The 17,521-nt window shown below is 71.5% G+C and carries 18 protein-coding genes; 11 read left to right on the top strand and 7 right to left on the bottom strand.

What is annotated here, in order from left to right:
• Positions 1-24: 24 nt before the first annotated feature.
• From deoC to TU31_RS01715, 3 genes are read left to right on the top strand one after another with little or no spacing between them, the layout of a single operon-like run.
• Positions 25-1,020 carry a deoxyribose-phosphate aldolase gene (gene deoC / locus TU31_RS01725; RefSeq protein WP_181018537.1) on the top strand — a complete coding sequence of 332 codons (996 nt, stop codon included), beginning with the start codon at positions 25-27 and terminating at the stop codon, positions 1,018-1,020.
• Positions 1,021-1,027: 7 nt separating this feature from the next.
• The gene (locus TU31_RS01720) at positions 1,028-2,458 is read left to right on the top strand and encodes an aldehyde dehydrogenase family protein (protein WP_042147775.1); all 1,431 of its coding nucleotides are present in this window, start codon (positions 1,028-1,030) and stop codon (positions 2,456-2,458) included.
• Positions 2,451-3,320, top strand: a complete 870-nt coding sequence (locus tag TU31_RS01715) for an aldehyde dehydrogenase family protein (RefSeq protein ID WP_042147771.1) — start codon at positions 2,451-2,453, stop codon at positions 3,318-3,320. The genes TU31_RS01720 and TU31_RS01715 overlap by 8 nt, the downstream gene beginning before the upstream one ends.
• 131 nt (positions 3,321-3,451) lie before the next feature.
• Here the strand turns inward: TU31_RS01715 and TU31_RS01710 are convergent, their stop codons facing one another.
• Positions 3,452-3,853 carry a hypothetical protein gene (locus TU31_RS01710; protein ID WP_042147768.1) on the bottom strand — a complete coding sequence of 134 codons (402 nt, stop codon included), beginning with the start codon at positions 3,851-3,853 and terminating at the stop codon, positions 3,452-3,454.
• A gap of 156 nt (positions 3,854-4,009) precedes the next feature.
• Between TU31_RS01710 and TU31_RS01705 the strand changes: the two genes are divergently transcribed.
• Positions 4,010-4,669 (top strand): nucleoside/nucleotide kinase family protein, encoded by a 660-nt coding sequence (locus TU31_RS01705; protein ID WP_042147765.1) that lies wholly within the window; start codon positions 4,010-4,012, stop codon positions 4,667-4,669.
• Positions 4,670-4,905: 236 nt separating this feature from the next.
• Here TU31_RS01705 and TU31_RS01700 read toward each other — a convergent pair whose 3' ends face one another.
• Positions 4,906-5,703, bottom strand: coding sequence for a SigE family RNA polymerase sigma factor (locus TU31_RS01700; protein WP_042147762.1), 798 nt, complete (start codon positions 5,701-5,703; stop codon positions 4,906-4,908).
• Between the two features lie 226 nt (positions 5,704-5,929).
• Between TU31_RS01700 and afsQ1 the strand changes: the two genes are divergently transcribed.
• The 5 genes from afsQ1 (at position 5,930) to TU31_RS01675 (ending at position 9,895) form a co-directional block, all read left to right on the top strand.
• The gene (gene afsQ1, locus TU31_RS01695) at positions 5,930-6,607 is read left to right on the top strand and encodes a two-component system response regulator AfsQ1 (protein WP_026169550.1); all 678 of its coding nucleotides are present in this window, start codon (positions 5,930-5,932) and stop codon (positions 6,605-6,607) included.
• Positions 6,604-8,394 carry an ATP-binding protein gene (locus tag TU31_RS01690; RefSeq protein WP_042147754.1) on the top strand — a complete coding sequence of 597 codons (1,791 nt, stop codon included), beginning with the start codon at positions 6,604-6,606 and terminating at the stop codon, positions 8,392-8,394. Before afsQ1 ends, TU31_RS01690 begins: the two co-directional genes overlap by 4 nt.
• The gene (locus TU31_RS01685) at positions 8,391-9,017 is read left to right on the top strand and encodes a hypothetical protein (protein ID WP_042147751.1); all 627 of its coding nucleotides are present in this window, start codon (positions 8,391-8,393) and stop codon (positions 9,015-9,017) included. The genes TU31_RS01690 and TU31_RS01685 overlap by 4 nt, the downstream gene beginning before the upstream one ends.
• 105 nt (positions 9,018-9,122) lie before the next feature.
• Complete coding sequence (locus TU31_RS01680) at positions 9,123-9,638, top strand: VanZ family protein (RefSeq protein WP_181018536.1); 516 nt, start codon at positions 9,123-9,125, stop codon at positions 9,636-9,638.
• Between the two features lie 44 nt (positions 9,639-9,682).
• Positions 9,683-9,895: a PspC domain-containing protein gene (locus tag TU31_RS01675; RefSeq protein WP_042147745.1), complete on the top strand. Its 213-nt coding sequence runs from the start codon at positions 9,683-9,685 to the stop codon at positions 9,893-9,895.
• A gap of 157 nt (positions 9,896-10,052) precedes the next feature.
• Here the strand turns inward: TU31_RS01675 and TU31_RS01670 are convergent, their stop codons facing one another.
• A complete protein-coding gene (locus TU31_RS01670) occupies positions 10,053-10,328 on the bottom strand; it encodes a hypothetical protein (RefSeq protein ID WP_042147742.1) in 276 nt (91 codons plus the stop codon).
• Between the two features lie 141 nt (positions 10,329-10,469).
• On the bottom strand, positions 10,470-11,630 hold the full coding sequence (locus TU31_RS01665) for an adenosine deaminase (RefSeq protein WP_042147738.1): 1,161 nt from the start codon (positions 11,628-11,630) through the stop codon (positions 10,470-10,472).
• Positions 11,631-11,733: 103 nt separating this feature from the next.
• Between TU31_RS01665 and TU31_RS01660 the strand changes: the two genes are divergently transcribed.
• Complete coding sequence (locus TU31_RS01660; RefSeq protein WP_042147735.1) at positions 11,734-12,549, top strand: alpha/beta hydrolase; 816 nt, start codon at positions 11,734-11,736, stop codon at positions 12,547-12,549.
• Between the two features lie 119 nt (positions 12,550-12,668).
• Here TU31_RS01660 and TU31_RS01655 read toward each other — a convergent pair whose 3' ends face one another.
• Positions 12,669-13,652 (bottom strand): LysR family transcriptional regulator, encoded by a 984-nt coding sequence (locus TU31_RS01655; RefSeq protein ID WP_370682691.1) that lies wholly within the window; start codon positions 13,650-13,652, stop codon positions 12,669-12,671.
• Between the two features lie 95 nt (positions 13,653-13,747).
• Between TU31_RS01655 and TU31_RS01650 the strand changes: the two genes are divergently transcribed.
• Positions 13,748-15,064: an MFS transporter gene (locus tag TU31_RS01650; RefSeq protein ID WP_042147730.1), complete on the top strand. Its 1,317-nt coding sequence runs from the start codon at positions 13,748-13,750 to the stop codon at positions 15,062-15,064.
• A gap of 74 nt (positions 15,065-15,138) precedes the next feature.
• On the opposite strand, the gene TU31_RS38445 is transcribed toward TU31_RS01650, so the two are convergent.
• Both TU31_RS38445 and TU31_RS01645 read right to left on the bottom strand, forming a co-directional pair.
• Positions 15,139-15,312: a hypothetical protein gene (locus TU31_RS38445; RefSeq protein WP_158894218.1), complete on the bottom strand. Its 174-nt coding sequence runs from the start codon at positions 15,310-15,312 to the stop codon at positions 15,139-15,141.
• A 100-nt stretch (positions 15,313-15,412) separates the two neighbouring features.
• Positions 15,413-16,690, bottom strand: coding sequence for a thymidine phosphorylase (locus TU31_RS01645; protein ID WP_042147727.1), 1,278 nt, complete (start codon positions 16,688-16,690; stop codon positions 15,413-15,415).
• Positions 16,691-17,521 lie beyond the last annotated feature (831 nt).

Raw genomic sequence — 17,521 nt, 5'->3', positions numbered from 1 at the left:
CGTAGATATGCTCCCCTCGTGACCATGCCCATCACTGTTCCCGCATACGGCAAGGAAGCCGCGGGGCGTCTGGCGTCAATGGCGGACGTGACCGCCGACGACGGTGCGCTGCGCCGCTTCCTCCACGGCCTCCCCGGCGTCGACGCGGTCGGCCTCGAGGCCCGCGCCGCCACCCTCGGCACCCGCTCGATCAAGACGACGGCGAAGGCGTACGCCATCGATCTCGCCATCTCGATGATCGACCTGACGACCCTCGAAGGCGCGGACACCCCGGGCAAGGTCCGGGCACTGTGCGCCAAGGGCGTCCACCCGGACCCCACGGACCGCACCAGCCCCAAGGTTGCGGCGATCTGCGTCTACCCGGACATGGTCGCGACGGCCAAGGAGGCGCTCGGAGACTCCGGCATCCATGTCGCGTCCGTCGCCACCGCCTTCCCCGCCGGCCGCGCCGCGCTGCCGGTCAAGCTCGCGGACACCCGGGACGCGGTCGCGGCCGGCGCCGACGAGATCGACATGGTGATCGACCGGGGCGCCTTCCTCTCCGGCCGTTACATGGACGTCTTCGAGGAGATCAAGGCCGTGAAGGAGGCGTGCGCCCGCCCCGATGGCAGCGCCGCCCACCTCAAGGTCATCTTCGAGACCGGTGAGCTCCAGACGTACGACAACGTGCGCCGGGTCTCCTGGCTGGCGATGCTCGCGGGCGCCGACTTCATCAAGACCTCGACCGGCAAGGTCGCCGTCAACGCCACCCCGCCGGTCACCCTCCTCATGCTGGAGGCGGTCCGGGACTTCCACGCCACGACCGGCGTGCAGGTCGGGGTGAAGCCGGCCGGCGGCATCCGGACGACCAAGGACGCGATCAAGTACCTGGTCATGGTCAACGAGACGCTCGGCGAGCCCTGGCTGACCGCCGACTGGTTCCGCTTCGGCGCCTCCAGCCTCCTGAACGACCTGCTGATGCAGCGCCAGAAGCTCAGCACCGGCCGCTACTCCGGCCCCGACTACGTCACGGTGGACTGAGGCTCCCATGACCTTCGATTACGCACCCGCACCCGAGTCCCGCTCCGTCGTCGACATCGCGCCGTCCTACGGCCTGTTCATCGACGGCGAGTTCGCCCCGGCCTCCGACGGCAAGGTCTTCAAGACCGTCTCCCCGTCGTCCGAGGAGGTCCTCTCCGAGGTCGCCCAGGCCACCGGCGACGACGTCGACCGCGCCGTGACGGCCGCCCGTAAGGCCTTCGAGAAGTGGTCCGCGCTGCCCGGCGCCGAGCGCGCCAAGTACCTCTTCCGGATCGCCCGGATCATCCAGGAGCGCTCGCGCGAGCTGGCCGTGCTGGAGTCGCTCGACAACGGCAAGCCGATCCGGGAGTCCCGGGACGCCGATCTGCCGCTGGTCGCCGCGCACTTCTTCTACTACGCGGGCTGGGCCGACAAGCTCGACCACGCGGGCTACGGCGCGAACCCCCGCCCCCTGGGCGTCGCCGGCCAGGTCATCCCCTGGAACTTCCCGCTGCTGATGCTCGCGTGGAAGATCGCCCCGGCGCTGGCGACCGGCAACACGGTCGTCCTCAAGCCCGCCGAGACGACCCCGCTGTCCGCGCTGTTCTTCGCGGACATCTGCCGCCAGGCGGGCCTGCCGAAGGGCGTCGTCAACATCCTGACGGGAGACGGTTCCACGGGCGCCGCGCTGGTCGCGCACCCGGACGTCAACAAGGTCGCCTTCACCGGCTCCACCGAGGTCGGCAAGGCCATCGCCCGTACGGTCGCCGGCACGGACAAGAAGGTGACCCTGGAGCTGGGCGGCAAGGCGGCGAACATCGTCTTCGACGACGCCCCGCTCGACCAGGCCGTCGAGGGCATCGTCAACGGCATCTTCTTCAACCAGGGCCACGTCTGCTGCGCGGGCTCCCGTCTGCTGGTCCAGGAGTCCGTCCAGGACGAGCTGCTGGACGCCCTCAAGCGCCGGATGCGGACCCTGCGGGTGGGCGACCCGCTCGACAAGAACACCGACATCGGCGCCATCAACTCCGCCGAACAGCTGGCCCGGATCACCGCGCTGGCCGACGCGGGCGAGGCCGAGGGCGCCGAGCGCTGGTCGCCGTCCTGTGAACTCCCCACCACCGGCTACTGGTTCGCCCCGACGCTGTTCACCGGCGTCACCCAGGCGCACCGCATCGCCCGCGAGGAGATCTTCGGCCCGGTGCTGTCCGTGCTGACCTTCCGCACCCCGGCCGAGGCCGTGGAGAAGGCCAACAACACCCCCTACGGGCTCTCCGCCGGCATCTGGACGGAGAAGGGCTCGCGGATGCTGTGGATGGCGAACAAGCTCCGCGCGGGCGTCATCTGGTCCAACACGTTCAACAAGTTCGACCCGGCGTCGCCCTTCGGCGGCTACCAGGAGTCGGGCTACGGCCGCGAGGGCGGCCGGCACGGTCTGGAGGCGTACCTCAATGTCTGAGCTGACTGGCCGACTCTCCGTCTTCAAGACCTACAAGCTGTACGTCGGGGGCAAGTTCCCCCGGTCCGAGAGCGGGCGGGTGTACGAGGTGACCGACTCCAAGGGCACATGGCTCGCCAACGCGCCCCTGGCCTCCCGTAAGGACGCCCGGGACGCGGTGGTCGCCGCCCGTAAGGCCTTCGGCGGCTGGTCCGGCGCCACGGCCTACAACCGCGGCCAGATCCTCTACCGCATCGCCGAGATGCTGGAGGGCCGCCGCGACCAGTTCACCGCCGAGGTCGCCGCGGCCGAGGGGCTGTCGAAGGCGAAGGCCACGGCCCAGGTGGACGCCGCGATCGACCGCTGGGTCTGGTACGCGGGCTGGTCCGACAAGGTCGCCCAGATCGCCGGCGGCACCAACCCGGTGGCCGGCCCGTACTTCAACGTCTCCGCCCCCGAGCCCACCGGTGTGGTCGCGGTCCTGGCCCCGCAGGAGTCGTCGTTCCTCGGCCTCGTCTCGGTGATCGCCCCGGCGATCGTCACCGGCAACACGGTGGTCGTGGCGGCCGCCGAGAACGCCCCGCTGCCCGCCCTCTCCCTGGCCGAGGTGCTCGCCACCTCCGACCTCCCGGGCGGCGTGGTCAACATCCTCTCCGGCCGCACCGCGGAACTGTCCACCCCACTCGCCGCCCACCAGGACGTCAACGCCCTCGATCTCGCGGGCGCGGACGACGAGCTGGCGAAGGACCTGGAGACGGCCGCGGCCGACAACCTCAAGCGCGTCCTCCGCCCGGCCCCGGTCAACTGGACCGCCGACCCCGGCACCGCCCGTCTGCTGACCTTCCTGGAGACGAAGACGGTCTGGCATCCGATGGGCGTCTAGGACCGCACCGGCGCCCTGGCGGCGTCCGCGGAACGACAGTGCGGGGCCTCTCCTTCGTGGCGGGGCCCCGCACTGTTGTGGCGCCGGCACGCGGGGCCGGCCAGGTCGCCGAACGCCTCAACGGGGCCCCGTCACCCCGGCAGCACCCTCGTCACCGTCCCCACCAGCGGCAGGTCCTTGAGCGCGGCGCCGTTCGAGAGGGCGCCGGTCAGCAGCGTGGTGCCCACCGGCTTGAAGTCGGCGATCTGGGTGCTCACGGCGTTGGCGAGCGGGTCGACGGAGGTGTTGGCCAGCGGGTCCAGCTTGAGGTTCTTGACCGGGCCGAGGCCGCCGGCCGCGGAGTGCAGCAGTGCGCCGGTCAGTCCGGAGGCCGCGGCACCGGTGTCGGTGGCCAGGTCCGAGGCGGCCGGCGCCGCGCTCGCCGTCGCCGCACCGCTCGCCGCGAGCGCCGCACCGGCGGCGGAGATCACCAGTCCCGCCCGCAGCAAGGCGCGCGGAACACGGCTGGGCTTGGGACGCGCATGGGAGGGCATGTGCCACCTGCCTGTGGATCGAAGGGTTCGAAGTGCTGTGCGAAACAGCGCAATCGGGTAATCAATTGACTGCGTAGCGTAGTTGAGGGGCGGGGGTCGATCCACCTCGCGCGCCAGGGGTACCCCACACGGCGCAATACGCGACAATGGGTGCCCGTGAGCTCCCACACCACCACCCGGCCGCCCGCCGCCCGGCCCCCTGCTGCCCGGGTCGTTCTGCTGACCGGTCCCTCGGGTTCCGGCAAGACGTCCCTGGCCGCCCGCAGCGGCCTCCCCGTCCTCAACCTCGACGACTTCTACAAGGAGGGGACGGACCCGACACTGCCGCAACTGCCCGACGGCGGCGGCACCGACTGGGACGCACCGCTGTCCTGGGACGCCGACGCCGCCCTCGCGGCCATCGGCGCACTGTGCCGTACGGGGCGCGCCGATGTCCCGGTGTACGACATCGCGACCAGCGCCCGGGTCGGCGCGTCGGGGCTCGACCTCGGCGGCGCCCCGCTGTTCATCGCGGAGGGCATCTTCGCGGCCGAGGTCATCGGGGACTGCCGGGCCGCGGGACTGCTGGCCGACGCGCTGTGTCTGCGCGGCCGCCCCACCACCACCTTCCGCCGGCGGCTGGCGCGGGATCTGCGCGAGGGCCGCAAGTCCGCCCCGTATCTCGTCCGTCGCGGTCTGCGGCTGCTGCGCGCCGAGCGGTCGGTCGTCGCCCGGCACACCGCCCTGGGCGCGTACGCCTGCGCCAAGGGGGAGGCACTGGCCCGTATATCGGCCGCGGGGGCGCCGGACGCGGTGGGCGCGGCCGTCCATTCCTGACGGGCGGGGCAGGGCCGCGACGACACCTGCACGGACACCACGAGCAAACACGGAGAAGCGGGCTCGGACAGACCCCCCGGCCGTCCGAACCCGCTCTTTTCTTCCCCCTGCTCCCCCGTACTCCCCCCGTATCCCCCGATACGCCCGGCCTCCGTGGATCACTCCGCTTCGGCCGGTTCCCCCGTATCCCCGTTTCCCCCTCGGGCGTTCCCCCTGCCCCCGGGTTCCCCCCGTCCTCAGGCCACCAGCTCGCCGAAGGACTCCTCCTCGTCACGGCCGAAGCTGAGGACCTCGTCCTCACGCAGCCGGCGCAGGGCGCGCCAGATGCTCGACTTCACCGTGCCGACACTGATGTTGAGAATGTCCGCGATCTCCGGGTCCGTACGGCCCTCGTAGTAGCGCAGCACCAGCATCGTGCGCTGCGTCTCGGGCAGCCGGACCAGCGCCTGCCACAGCACGGCGCGCAGCTCGGTCCCGCGCATGGCGTCGGCGTCGGCCGCCGTCTCCGGCAGCTCCTCGGTCGGGTACTCGTTGAGCTTGCGCCGGCGCCAGGCACTGATGTGCAGATTGGTCATGGTGCGGCGCAGATAGCCGCCGAGCGCCGCCTTGTCACTGATCCGATCCCACGCCCGGTAGGTCGAGAACAGCGCGCTCTGGAGCAGGTCCTCGGCCTCGTAGCGGTCGCCGGTCAGGTGGTAGGCGGTGGCGTACAGGGAGGCGCGGCGCTCCTGGACGTAGGCGGTGAAGGCCGCTTCGGCCTCGGCCGCCTCCGACGCGGAACGCCGTTCCCCCGTGGCCTCCCCGTACTCCGCTCCCCCGGCGTTTCCCCCGTTTTCTCCCCTGTGGGCGGCCTTGCCCCCGTGCCCCGGGTCGATTTCCACCGTCATCGCGTCGATGGCCACCATGAAGGGCGGCCGCTGACGCCCGGTGCTGCGGGTGCAGCCCCGTACGGCACCGGACTTCTCGCCGGACCGGACGACATCGTGGAGTCGCGTGATAACTGCGCTGGAAGTGCTGCCGTGCAGTGTGTTCATCTCGCGCCCCCCGTCGTAGAGCCAGCTCGTTCGGTGTGTTCCGGGTTGTTGATCTCTCCCGGTGCCCAAAAGACTGCCAAGCCAGTTTCATCGCGTTGTCCGTCGACTGTCACAGGCCTGTCACAGGCGTCTGGGCGGCGCGTCGCGGGGGCCTCACGCGGTGGGCCTTGTGTACGAGAGCGCCACTGGTCGATGTCCCGGCGTCCCATGGGCCAGAATGGCTGACGTGCCTTTCCTGTTGCTGATCGAGGACGACGACGCCATCCGCACGGCCCTCGAACTCTCGCTGTCCCGCCAGGGTCACCGTGTGGTGACCGCGGCGACGGGCGAGGACGGCCTGAAGCTGCTGCGTGAGCAGCGCCCGGACCTGATCGTGCTGGATGTGATGCTGCCGGGCATCGACGGCTTCGAGGTGTGCCGGCGGATCAGGCGTACGGACCAGCTGCCCATCATCCTGCTCACCGCGCGTAACGACGACATCGACGTCGTGGTGGGGCTGGAGTCCGGCGCCGACGACTATGTCGTCAAACCGGTCCAGGGGCGGGTGCTGGATGCCCGGATCCGGGCCGTGCTGCGCCGCGGCGAGCGGGAGTCCAGTGATTCGGCGACGTTCGGCTCGCTGGTGATCGACCGGTCGGCGATGACGGTCACCAAGAACGGCGAGGATCTGCAACTGACACCGACCGAACTGCGGTTGCTGCTGGAGCTGAGCCGCCGTCCCGGTCAGGCGCTGTCCCGCCAGCAGCTGCTGCGGCTGGTGTGGGAGCACGACTACCTGGGCGACTCGCGCCTGGTGGACGCGTGTGTACAGCGGCTGCGGGCGAAGGTGGAGGACGTGCCGTCCTCGCCGACCCTGATCCGTACGGTCCGTGGCGTCGGCTACCGGCTGGATTCGCCGCAGTGAGGGAACGTTCCGCGGCCGATACGACGGACGACAGCGCGGGCGCCGACGCCGGGGATGCGTCCGGGCCCGCGGCGGGTCAGAGGATGCGGCGGGTGCTGCGGGGGCTGCGCCGGGCGTCGGGGCTGCTGCGCTGGACCAGTCTGCGGCTGCGGCTGGTCGTGGTCTTCGGGCTGGTGGCGCTGACCGCGGCGGTCTCGGCGTCGGGCATCGCGTACTGGCTCAACCGCAACACCGTTCTGGAGCGCACCCAGAACGCCGTCCTCAACGACTTCCGCAAGTCGCTGGAGGACAGCACGCGGTCGCTGCCGCTGCGGCCGCGGTGTGCCGAACTCCAGGACGCGGCACGGCAGATGGCGGCCGGGCCGCAGGACTACGCGGTGCTGCTGATCGGGGTCGACCGCGAGGGCAAGGACTGCGCGGCCACCACGAACAAGAATCTGCTGACGCTCAACAGCGTGCCCCTGTCGCTGCGTACCGCGGTCGACGAGGTGCGCCCGGTCGACGAGTCCAACCACTACGCGCACCACTTGTACTGGCAGCGCAAGGAGGTCGGGGACGCCCCCTATCTCGTCGCCGGGGCGAAGGTGATCGGCGGCGGGCCCACCGGCTACATGATGAAGTCGCTGGCCACCGAGCGGCAGGACCTCAACTCGCTGGCCTGGTCGCTGGGGATCGCGACCGCGCTCGCGCTGGTCGGCTCGGCGCTGCTGGCGCAGGCCGCGGCGACGACCGTGCTGCGGCCCGTACAGCGGCTGGGGCATGCCGCGCGCCAGCTGGGCGAGGGGCGGCTGGACACCCGGCTGCGGGTGACCGGTACGGACGAACTGGCGGATCTGTCACGGACGTTCAACCGTACGGCGGAGCGTCTGGAGCACCGGGTCGAGGAGCTGAGCGGGCGCGAGGCGGCGTCCCGGCGGTTCGTCGCCGATATGTCGCACGAGCTGCGGACGCCGCTGACCGCGATCACCGCGGTCTCCGAGGTGCTGGAGGAGGAGGCGGACTCCCTCGATCCGATGATCGCGCCGGCGGTGCAGCTGGTGGTCAGCGAGACCCGGCGGCTGAACGATCTCGTGGAGAACCTGATGGAGGTCACCCGCTTCGACGCGGGGACGGCCCGGCTGGTGCTGGACGACGTCGATGTCGCGGACCAGGTGACCGCCTGTGTCGACGCCCGGGCCTGGCTGGACGCGGTCGAGCTGGACGCGGACCGCGGCATCGTGGCCCGTCTGGACCCGCGGCGGCTCGATGTGATCCTGGCGAATCTGATCGGCAACGCCCTCAAGCACGGCGGTTCGCCGGTCCGGGTCTCGGTGCACACCGAGGAGGTGCCCGGTGACGGTGCGGGCGGCAGGACGGGCAGCACGGCGGTCACCGGCGGTCCGGCCGCACCCCACGCGTCCGGCGGCCCGGAAGCCGGTACGGAGCAGGAGGGTCCGAAGCGGTCCGGCCAGGAGTCGGACACGGGGCGGCCCGGGGGCGGCGAGCTGGTGATCCGCGTACGGGATCACGGCCCCGGCATCCCGGAAGAAGTTCTTCCGCATGTCTTCGACCGCTTCTACAAGGCGAGCGCGTCCCGGCCGCGGTCGGAGGGCAGCGGTCTGGGCCTGTCGATCGCGCTGGAGAACGCACATATCCACGGCGGGGAGATCACCGCGGCCAACCTCCCCGAGGGCGGCGCGGTCTTCACGCTGCGGCTGCCGATGGACGCCACACCGCTGACGGACGGCGACCGCAGGGACCGCGGCACGGCCCGCGCGGCCGACGAGGGCACGGAGGACGAGCGATGACGCCGATCAGGCGGACGGGGCGGCGCACCGCCGCCGTGGCGGCGCTCACGCTCGTCGCCGCGGGCTGCGGCATCCGGGGCACGTCGGTACCGGTCGACGCGGGTGGCGCGCCCTCGCGGGTGAGCTGCAAGGCCCCGGCGAGCGAGCCGGCGCCGAACCCGCCCGGCAGGTCCCAGGCCACCGTCTACCTGGTGTGCGGCTCGGCGCTGGCCCAGGTCGAGCGGGCGGTGTCGCTGCCCAAGGGCTCGGCGACCACCGATCCACGGCTGCCGGCCGCCCGTGCGCTGCTGAAGGAACTCCAGCGGCAGCCGTCGTCCGACGAGGACCGGGCCGGCTTCAGCACCGCGCTCCCCCAGGACCTGAAGGTCACGGCACCGCGCGCGGGCGATGCCGCGGACACGCTGCGGCTGAGCATCCGGCCGGAGGACCTGCCGTCGTTCGCACTGGCGCAGCTGGTGTGCACGTACGGCGCGAGCCCGGTGCTGGGCAAGCAGCACGCGGCCGTGCTCGGCGGACCGGGCGATGCCACCGCGCACCGCTACGACTGCTCGGCGGATGTGCTGGCCAATCCCGACATAGCGGAGAACGCCGGGTGGGGCGACCCGTTGACGGAAGAGGACTGACCCGGCGCACCAAGACGGGCTCAATTGGGCGGAACCGCAGCCACCGCTGGTCGCGTCCTGGCCTGTGTGCAGCGTCATGGCCCCGGCACCACCGCCGTTCCCCGTATGCGCGTCACCGGACTTCTTCTCCTTGTGGCGCATCTGCTGATCGTCGCCTGGCTGACGTTGCGTCCCCGCACGGTGCCCTGGGTGTCCGCCACGAATCTCGAACCGCTGGCGACGATCCGGGCCGAGCTGGCGTACGGCCCGTCGTGGGACGCCGTACAGCATCTGGGCGGTTCGGTGCTGCTGCTGGCGCCGCTGGGCGTGCTGCTGCCTCTCTCGGCCGGCCGGCTGAACGTTTCGCCGCTGGTGTCGCTGACCCGCACCGTGTTCGCCGGCGCGATGATCTCGCTGGCCATCGAGCTGCTCCAGTCAGGGGTACCCGGCCGGGTCCCGGACATCGACGCGGTGCTGCTCGGCTCCCTCGGCGTGGCCCTGGCGCACCTGGCGGTCGTCCCCGGGGCGCGGCGCCGGCTGCGTCGCCGGTACGGGGATCTCGGGGAGGCGACCCCGAGGATCCCCAGGGTTGAACTGGCCCCGCAGGCTGATGTTCTCTCCGGCAGCCGGACCTACCTTTGAGACATCGGGCAAACGCCCCATCGAGTCGCAAAGGAGCCGCCGTCATGGCCGCCGCACTGGTCCGCCCCAGCAACAACCGAATGATCGCCGGAGTGTGCGCGGGCCTGGCCCGTCGCTTCGGCATGACACCGAAGACGATGCGTGTGCTGTTCGTGGTGTCGTGTCTGCTGCCCGGCCCGCAGTTCCTGGTCTACCTGGCGCTGTGGATACTCCTCCCCTCGGAGGAGAAGGCCGCCACCGGCGCCGCCGCCTGGTGACCCGGCCGGCTGCCCGTCCGCCTGGCCCACGGCCCGGTCCGGCGCCCGCCGCCCGGTTCCCTGTCGGCACATGACGATGCCCCGGCCGTACGCACGAGGGCGTTCGGCCGGGGCACGGCGCAGAAGGTGTCCCTAGGGGACGAGCCGCGTGGCGGGATCAGCCACCCAGGGGGAGGGTCTTGGTGACGGCGCTGGTCGGCAGGCCGCCCAGCAGCTTGTTGCCCTGGGAGTTGAGCTTGGTCTTGACGTCGTTGCCGGCCGGCTTGGACTTCGTGAGCCCGGAGACGGTCTTGGTGGCGTCCTTCACCGGCAGGCTCTTCAGCACCCCGGCGGTGTCGACCGACGGGGCCGCGCTGGCGACGCCCGCGGCGGTGACGACAAAAGCGGCACCGAGCGCGACGGTACCGAGAGTCTTGATGGTTCCCTGCTTCATCGAATTACGTCCTCGTGATGGGGGCTTGACCGGCAAATCAACCTACTGAGGCGGCAACCGGCGCCGCAAACAGCCACGACGAAAGAAAAAACGGCCGGTGGACATTCCACCGGCCGTTGCGCTATAGGCTCGCGTGAGCCCTTACGCAGAGTCAGAAGTGCTGTTCGCAGGGGGCGTTGTGGCCGCCGGACGGAACAGCCATTCGGCCCGGAGTTCCGCGTAACCGGGCTTGATGACGTCATTGATCATGGCCAGACGTTCATCGAAAGGAATGAACGCTGATTTCATCGCATTGACTGTAAACCACTGCATGTCATCGAGCGTGTATCGAAATGTCTTGACCAGGTGCTCGAATTCCTCGGTCATGCTGGTGTGGCTCATCAGCCGGTTGTCGGTGTTGACCGTGAGCCGGAACTGAAGGCGACGCAGCAGGCCGATGGGGTGCTCGGCGTAGGAGGGGGCGGCGCCGGTCTGGAGGTTGGAGGTCGGGCACATCTCCAGCGGGATGCGCTTGTCCCGTACGTACGAGGCGAGCCGGCCGAGCTTGACCGAGCCGTCGTCGGCGACCTCGATGTCGTCGATGATCCGGACCCCGTGGCCGAGGCGGTCGGCGCCGCACCACTGGAGGGCCTGCCAGATCGACGGCAGACCGAAGGCCTCACCGGCGTGGATGGTGAAGTGGTTGTTCTCCCGCTTGAGGTACTCGAACGCGTCGAGGTGGCGGGTGGGCGGGTAGCCGGCTTCGGCGCCCGCGATGTCGAAGCCGGCGACGCCGGTGTCCCGGTAGCGGTTGGCGAGTTCGGCGATCTCCAGGGCGCGGGCGGCGTGCCGCATGGCGGTCAGCAGCGCGCCGACGCGGATGCGGTGGCCGTTCTCGCGGGCCCGCCGCTCGCCCTCGCGGAAGCCCTCGTTGACCGCCTCGACGACCTCTTCGAGGGTCAGGCCCTGCTCCAGGTGCTGCTCGGGCGCGTACCTGACCTCGGCGTAGACCACACCGTCGGCGGCCAGGTCCTCGGCGCATTCGGCGGCCACCCGGACCAGTGCGTCGCGGGTCTGCATGACGGCGCAGGTGTGGGCGAAGGTCTCCAGGTAGCGCTCCAGCGAGCCGGAGTCACAGGCCTCGCGGAACCAGACCCCGAGCTTTTCCGGGTCCGTTTCGGGCAGTCCCTCGTAGCCGATCTCACGGGCCAGCTCGACGATGGTGGCGGGGCGCAGGCCGCCGTCGAGGTGATCGTGGAGCAGCACCTTGGGGGCGCGGCGGATCTGTTCACTGGTCGGCAGGGTGGTGGTCTCGCTCGTCATCTCGGCACTCTAGCCCCTACGCGCGTAGATCTCATCGAACGATACCTAACAGTGACCCGTCCGCGGGGTGGCCGGCGAGCCTCCTTCTGCCATCGTTCTGCTCATGGCTCAGCAAGCACTGCCGGTGCGTGAGGCCCGGCTGGGAAAACCGCTGGGAACGGCCGGCAAGGAGGGGGCGCGCGAAGCGCTCCGGTGGAAGGGCGGCAGGCGGGGCACCGGCCGGGAGGTGAGCGGGGTCGCGCTTTTACTGCCCGGCGGCGGACCGACCGGGGTACGGCGCCCGTCGCCGGTGGCGGCACTGGCGGTGCGCCCGCTGGCGGTCCGGCTGGCGAAGGCGGGGCGTCCTGAGGGCCTGACGGCCCATGTCGTGCGCTACCGCTGCCACGGCTGGAACGGGGCCGCGGCCCATCCGGCGCGGGACGCGGACTGGGCCCTGGAGGAGGTGGTCCGCCGCTACGGCGATGTCCCGGTCTGCCTCGTCGGTACGGGCATGGGCGCCCGCGCCGCCCTGCACGCCGCGGGCCATCCGGCCGTCAACTCCGTACTGGCGATCGCCCCTTGGCTGCCCGACCCGCACCGGGACAGCGAGCCGCCCGATCCGGTGAAACAGCTCATCGGCCGCCAGGTCCTGCTCGTCCACGGCACCAACGACGAACGCACCGACCCCGACCTCTCCTACCGCTACGCCGAGCGTGCCAAGAAGGTCAACCGCGACATCTGCCGCTTCGAGGTGCACTCCGACGGCCACTCGCTGCATCAGCACCGTGCCGAAGTCCTGGCCCTGGCAACGGACTTCATGCTCGGCTCGCTGTTCGCCCGGGGCTACGCGCGGCCGGTGAAGGACGCATTGGCCGCACCACCGCCGCTGGGGCTGCGGATGCCGCTGGCGGCGGGGTTCGGGGCGTCATTGCGACAGTGAGGGCCGGGGTGGGCCCCGGCGACGGGCCCGTCGCCTCGCGACGAGCGGTCGGAGCCGGAGCACCGCTGCGGCTCCGAACACCCCAGCCCACCCCCCACAACTCCCCAGGGCCGCGCCCCTCACCTGGGCAACAACCGCCCCCGTCGGCTCAGCAGGAACTTCTTGAACGCGGCCACCGGTGGGGTGTCCGGGTGGCCGTCGAGCCAGGCGACGCCGATCTCGCGGACCGCGCGCGGTGCCGTCACCGTGAGCTCGGCGACGCCGGGGCGGGGGACGGCCGGCGGGGGGAGCAGGGCCACGCCCAGCCCGGCCGCGACCAGCCCGCGCAGCGTCTCGGCCTCCTCCCCCTCGAACGCGACCCGCGGGGTGAAGCCCGCCTCGGCGCACAGCGCGTCGGTGATCCGGCGCAGCCCGTAGCCCGGTTCGAGGGTCACGAACAGCTCGCCGGCCGCCTCCGCGAGCCGGATCCGCTTACGGGCGGCCAGCGGATGGTCGTCCGGCACGACCAGGCGCAGCTTCTGCTCGTCGAGCCGGCGGGCGACCAGGTCCGGATAGTCGGGCACCGGCGAGGTCAGGCACAGATCGAGGTCGCCGGCGCGCAGCCGCTCGATCATGGCCTCGCCGTAGTTCTGGACGAGTTGGAAGCGGACGCGCGGGTGGTCGGCGCGGAAGCTGCGGATCAGGCCGGGCACGGTCTCCGACCCGAGGGTGTGCAGAAAGCCGAACGCCACCTTCCCGGCCGCGGGATCGACATCGGCCCGTACGGACTCCGTCGCCCGCTCCAGGTCCGTCAACGCCCGCTCGGTGGCGGCGAGAAAGGCCCGGCCGGCCGGGGTGAGGGAGAGGGTGCGGCCGTGCCGGGCGAAGAGGGCGACGCCGAGGTCCTCTTCCAGTCGGACGATGGCCCGGCTGAGCGTCGGCTGCGGCATGCCGAGCTCCTGCGCGGCGCGGGTGACGTGTTCGTGCCGGGCGACGGCGGTGAACTGGGCGAGCCGCGGGGCGAGCGTCACCGCCCACGAATCGGCGCCGAGTTCGGCCACCTCCCCCGTGTCCACCCCGGCGCGACCCGAACCGGCGGTGTCTTTTCTGTTGCGACCTTGCAACAGAGGCCCTTGTGAGCTGTGATTATGTGCCACAGCATCGATTATGCCGTTTCCATGCATTGGACGCATGAAACTCAGAGGCCTACTTTCGAAACATGCCTCCCGCTGATACCGGGGCGTCCGTCACCGACCGTGCGGCCGCCTCTCCCCAGTCGTCCCCTGACTCCTCCACCGCCGCCGCGCTCGACCCCGAAGCGGGCAAGCTGCGGCCGGGCGGCCCCGGCTACCGCCGGATGAGCTTCGCCCTCTTCGCCGCCGGCGTGGCCACCTTCGCCCTCCTCTACTCCACGCAGGCGCTGCTGCCCGCGATCTCCGCCGACCTCGGGGTGAGCCCGGACCAGGCGAGCTGGACCGTGTCGGCGGCGACCTTCGGCCTGGCGCTCGGCGTGATCCCGCTGAGCGCGGTCTCCGAGCGCTTCGGCCGGCGCACGCTGATGATGTGGTCCCTCGCGGTGGCCGCGCTGCTCGCGATGCTGGTGCCGTTCGCCCCGTCGCTCGGTGTGCTGATCGCGCTGCGCGGCATTCAGGGCGTCGCACTGGCCGGGCTGCCGGCCTCGGCGATGGCGTTCCTGGCCGAGGAGGTACGGGCCAAGGCTCTGGTGGCGGCCATCGGGCTGTTCGTGGCGGGCAACAGCATCGGCGGGATGTCCGGCCGGATCGTGACGGGCTGGGTCGCCCAGGCGTGGGGCTGGCGGGCGGCGCTCGCCGCGGTGGGTGTGCTGGCCGTGGTGTGCGCGGTGGCCTTCCGGCTGCTGGTCCCCAAGGCCCGGCACTTCGTGTCCCGTTCGGTGGGCCCGCGGGCGCTGGCCCGTACGCTCGGCAGCCACCTCGCCGACCCGCTGCTGCGCCGTCTCTACGCCATCGGCGGGCTGTTCATGACGGTCTTCGGCGCGGTCTACACGGTCATCGGCTACCGCCTGGTCTCCGAGCCGTTCAACCTCCCGCAGGGCATCGTCGGTTCGATCTTCGTGGTCTACCTGGTCGGTACGGTCTCCTCGGCCGCGGCCGGAAAGCTGGTCGCCCGGGTGGGCCGCCGCGGCGCCCTGTACCTGGCCGTCGGCACCACCTCCACGGGTCTGCTGCTGACGCTCTCCGCTTCGGTGGGCGCGGTGCTGGCGGGCCTGATCCTGATCACCGCCGGTTTCTTCGCGGGCCATGCGGTGGCCTCGTCCTCGGTCAGCCGCACCGCCAAGACGGCGCGCGCCCAGGCGTCGGCGCTGTACCAGTGCGCGTACTACGTCGGCAGCAGCCTGGGCGGCGCGCTCGGCGCCGCCGCCTTCCACGCCGTCGGCTGGGAGGGCACCGTCCTCCTCGGCCTCGCCGCGATGCTCGGCGCCGCCTCGATCACCCTCTACGCCACCCGCAAGGCCGTGGCCGAACGCCGCCTCCTCCACCTGGAGAAGGCCGCGTAGCCACCCGCAGTCCGAAGGGCCCGTCCTGCCACCTGTCCTGGTGGGGCGGGCCTTTCGCCTTCGGCGTCGGTTCCTCAGTCCGCGGGGAAGAGTGCGGTGTCGACGGTGACGTCGAAGGGGGCGGGAAGATACATCGGTTCGCCGAACCTGACGGCGCTCAGCGTCCGATAGGCATCGCCCTCGGGGTCGCCGTGGAGAGTGACCGCCGGGCCGCGCGGGGCCCACTTCGGGCTCCTCCTCTTCAGCACACACCCGACTGCACCACGCCGAACGGGACCGGCGCCGGTCCGCCGATCCCGTTCACCCATCCGAGCCGTGTCATCAGCGGCCTCCGGCCGCGGGCCCAGGTCAGGCGATACGTTCCAGCACCACCGGGGTGGCGGCGAAGGCCGCGTCCTCGGGGCCGACGAGGACGCCGCCGTCGAGGGCCTCCAAGGCGTAGGGGAACTTCTCCGGGGTGTCGGTGTGCAGGGTCAGCAGGGGCTGGCCCGCGGTGACGGTGTCGCCCGGCTTGGCGTGCAGTTCCACGCCCGCGCCGGCCTGGACCGGGTCCTCCTTACGGGCGCGGCCGGCGCCGAGGCGCCAGGCGGCGAGACCCACGGCGTAGGCATCGAGGGTGGTGAGGATGCCGGAGGACGAGGCGGTGACGACATGCTGTTCGCGGGCCACGGGGAGGGCCGCGTCGGGGTCGCCGCCCTGGGCCGCGATCATGCGGCGCCAGTGGTCCATGGCGGAGCCGTCGGCCAGCGCCTTGGCCGGGTCGGCGTCCTTGAGACCGGCCGCGTCGAGCATCTCGCGGGCCAGCGCCAGGGTCAGCTCGACGACGTCCTGGGGGCCGCCACCGGCCAACACCTCGACGGATTCCCGGACTTCGAGGGCGTTGCCGGCGGTCAGGCCGAGCGGGGTGGCCATGTCGGTGAGCAGGGCGACGGTCTTCACCCCGTGGTCGGTGCCCAACTCGACCATGGTGGAGGCCAGTTCACGGGCGTTGTCGAGGTCCTTCATGAAGGCACCGGAGCCGACCTTGACGTCCAGGACGAGGGAGCCGGTGCCCTCGGCGATCTTCTTGGACATGATCGAGGAGGCGATGAGGGGGATGGACTCGACGGTGCCGGTGACATCGCGCAGCGCGTAGAGCTTCTTGTCAGCGGGGGCGAGGCCGTCACCGGCGGCGCAGATGACGGAGCCGACGTCGCGGAGGACGTTCAGCATCTCGTCGTTGGAGAGGGTCGCGCGCCAGCCGGGGATGGCTTCGAGCTTGTCGAGGGTGCCACCGGTGTGGCCGAGGCCCCGGCCGGAGAGCTGCGGGACGGCCGCGCCGCAGGCGGCGACGAGCGGGGCGAGCGGGAGGGTGATCTTGTCGCCGACGCCGCCGGTGGAGTGCTTGTCGGCGGTGGGGCGGGGCAGGGAGGAGAAGTCCATGCGCTCGCCGGAGGCGATCATCGCGGCCGTCCAGCGGGCGATCTCCGTGCGGTTCATACCGTTGAGGAAGATCGCCATCGCCAGCGACGACATCTGCTCGTGGGCGACCTCGCCGCGAGTGTAGGCGTCGATGACCCAGTCGATCTGATCAGGGGTCAGCTCACCGCGGTCGCGCTTGGTGCGGATGACGGAGATGGCGTCCATGGACGGTTCCTTTCGAACGGGTAGGTACGTTCTACACGCATAGATGCCGGGGTGGCCAGGGAGGGCCGGGAGGGGCAGTCGCCCGCGGGCGACTGCGCTGGGCACCGCCACCGGCCGGAGACCGCGGCTTCGGCAGCTGACGGCCTCATCCGTTCGCCCGGCTCCCCCTGCGGACGGGGACCGGACGGACCGGAGCCACGCCACGGCGTCGGTGAGCGCATCGGCATCCCCGGGCGTGGGCTGGTCCGGAGCGATGGGAGTGTTGCCGTAGAGACGGCCGGTCCGATCGGCCTCGCGGGCCACTGTGAGAACGAGAACGGCGCCATCGGTCAGGTCGATGGCGACGTTCCCGGTCGCCAGTCCGGCAGTGGGCGCCCCGAAGGTCCGTACCCGCGGCCTGCCGAGCACCGCCGCTCCGCCTCCGTGACCCCCTCGGCCTCCGGGACGGTGAGGTGCGCGCCCCCCCCCCGTCGATCAGCCGTCCGGTGGGCACCGGCTCGGCCCGCGTGGCCTGTTGGTCGCACATCTTCTCGGCGTCCTGAGGGCGGAGGAAGAAGGTGTGCGGATCCCCCAGCAGGTCGAGCACAGCGTCGATGACCCCGTAGGTCTGTTCCGTCGCGGTCGCGTCCGCGATCTGCGCCTCCGCTGCCCGCTGTACCCGCGCCCAGTCCATCCGGTCGCGGTTGAGCGCGTGTTCCTCCAGCAGATCCAGGACCGCCTCCAGGTAGTCACGTACCGGTGACGTTCCCCCGGACGGAGCTGCTACGGACATGTCGCCGGCACCCCTGTTTCGGACGAGATCCCGCGGTCTCCGACGCGTCGAAGCTAGCA

Source organism: Streptomyces lydicamycinicus, from assembly GCF_000829715.2.
Classification (GTDB): Bacteria; Actinomycetota; Actinomycetes; order Streptomycetales; family Streptomycetaceae; genus Streptomyces; species Streptomyces lydicamycinicus.
The sequence above is the reverse complement of the archived record's forward strand: the minus strand, read 5'-3'. Positions and strand labels throughout refer to the sequence as shown.

What these genes read in the sequence shown, in the direction of transcription:
- TU31_RS01715 (WP_042147771.1), top strand. Translation starts at nt 2,451, where the DNA reads ATGTCTGAGCTGACTGGCCGACTCTCCGTCTTCAAGACCTACAAGCTG.
- TU31_RS01680 (WP_181018536.1), top strand. Translation starts at nt 9,123, where the DNA reads ATGCGCGTCACCGGACTTCTTCTCCTTGTGGCGCATCTGCTGATCGTC.
- TU31_RS01685 (WP_042147751.1), top strand. Translation starts at nt 8,391, where the DNA reads ATGACGCCGATCAGGCGGACGGGGCGGCGCACCGCCGCCGTGGCGGCG.
- deoC (WP_181018537.1), top strand. Translation starts at nt 25, where the DNA reads ATGCCCATCACTGTTCCCGCATACGGCAAGGAAGCCGCGGGGCGTCTG.
- TU31_RS01720 (WP_042147775.1), top strand. Translation starts at nt 1,028, where the DNA reads ATGACCTTCGATTACGCACCCGCACCCGAGTCCCGCTCCGTCGTCGAC.
- TU31_RS01710 (WP_042147768.1), bottom strand. Translation starts at nt 3,853, where the DNA reads ATGCCCTCCCATGCGCGTCCCAAGCCCAGCCGTGTTCCGCGCGCCTTG.
- TU31_RS01700 (WP_042147762.1), bottom strand. Translation starts at nt 5,703, where the DNA reads ATGAACACACTGCACGGCAGCACTTCCAGCGCAGTTATCACGCGACTC.
- TU31_RS01670 (WP_042147742.1), bottom strand. Translation starts at nt 10,328, where the DNA reads ATGAAGCAGGGAACCATCAAGACTCTCGGTACCGTCGCGCTCGGTGCC.
- TU31_RS01650 (WP_042147730.1), top strand. Translation starts at nt 13,748, where the DNA reads ATGCCTCCCGCTGATACCGGGGCGTCCGTCACCGACCGTGCGGCCGCC.
- TU31_RS01665 (WP_042147738.1), bottom strand. Translation starts at nt 11,630, where the DNA reads ATGACGAGCGAGACCACCACCCTGCCGACCAGTGAACAGATCCGCCGC.
- TU31_RS01660 (WP_042147735.1), top strand. Translation starts at nt 11,734, where the DNA reads ATGGCTCAGCAAGCACTGCCGGTGCGTGAGGCCCGGCTGGGAAAACCG.
- TU31_RS01675 (WP_042147745.1), top strand. Translation starts at nt 9,683, where the DNA reads ATGGCCGCCGCACTGGTCCGCCCCAGCAACAACCGAATGATCGCCGGA.
- TU31_RS01645 (WP_042147727.1), bottom strand. Translation starts at nt 16,690, where the DNA reads ATGGACGCCATCTCCGTCATCCGCACCAAGCGCGACCGCGGTGAGCTG.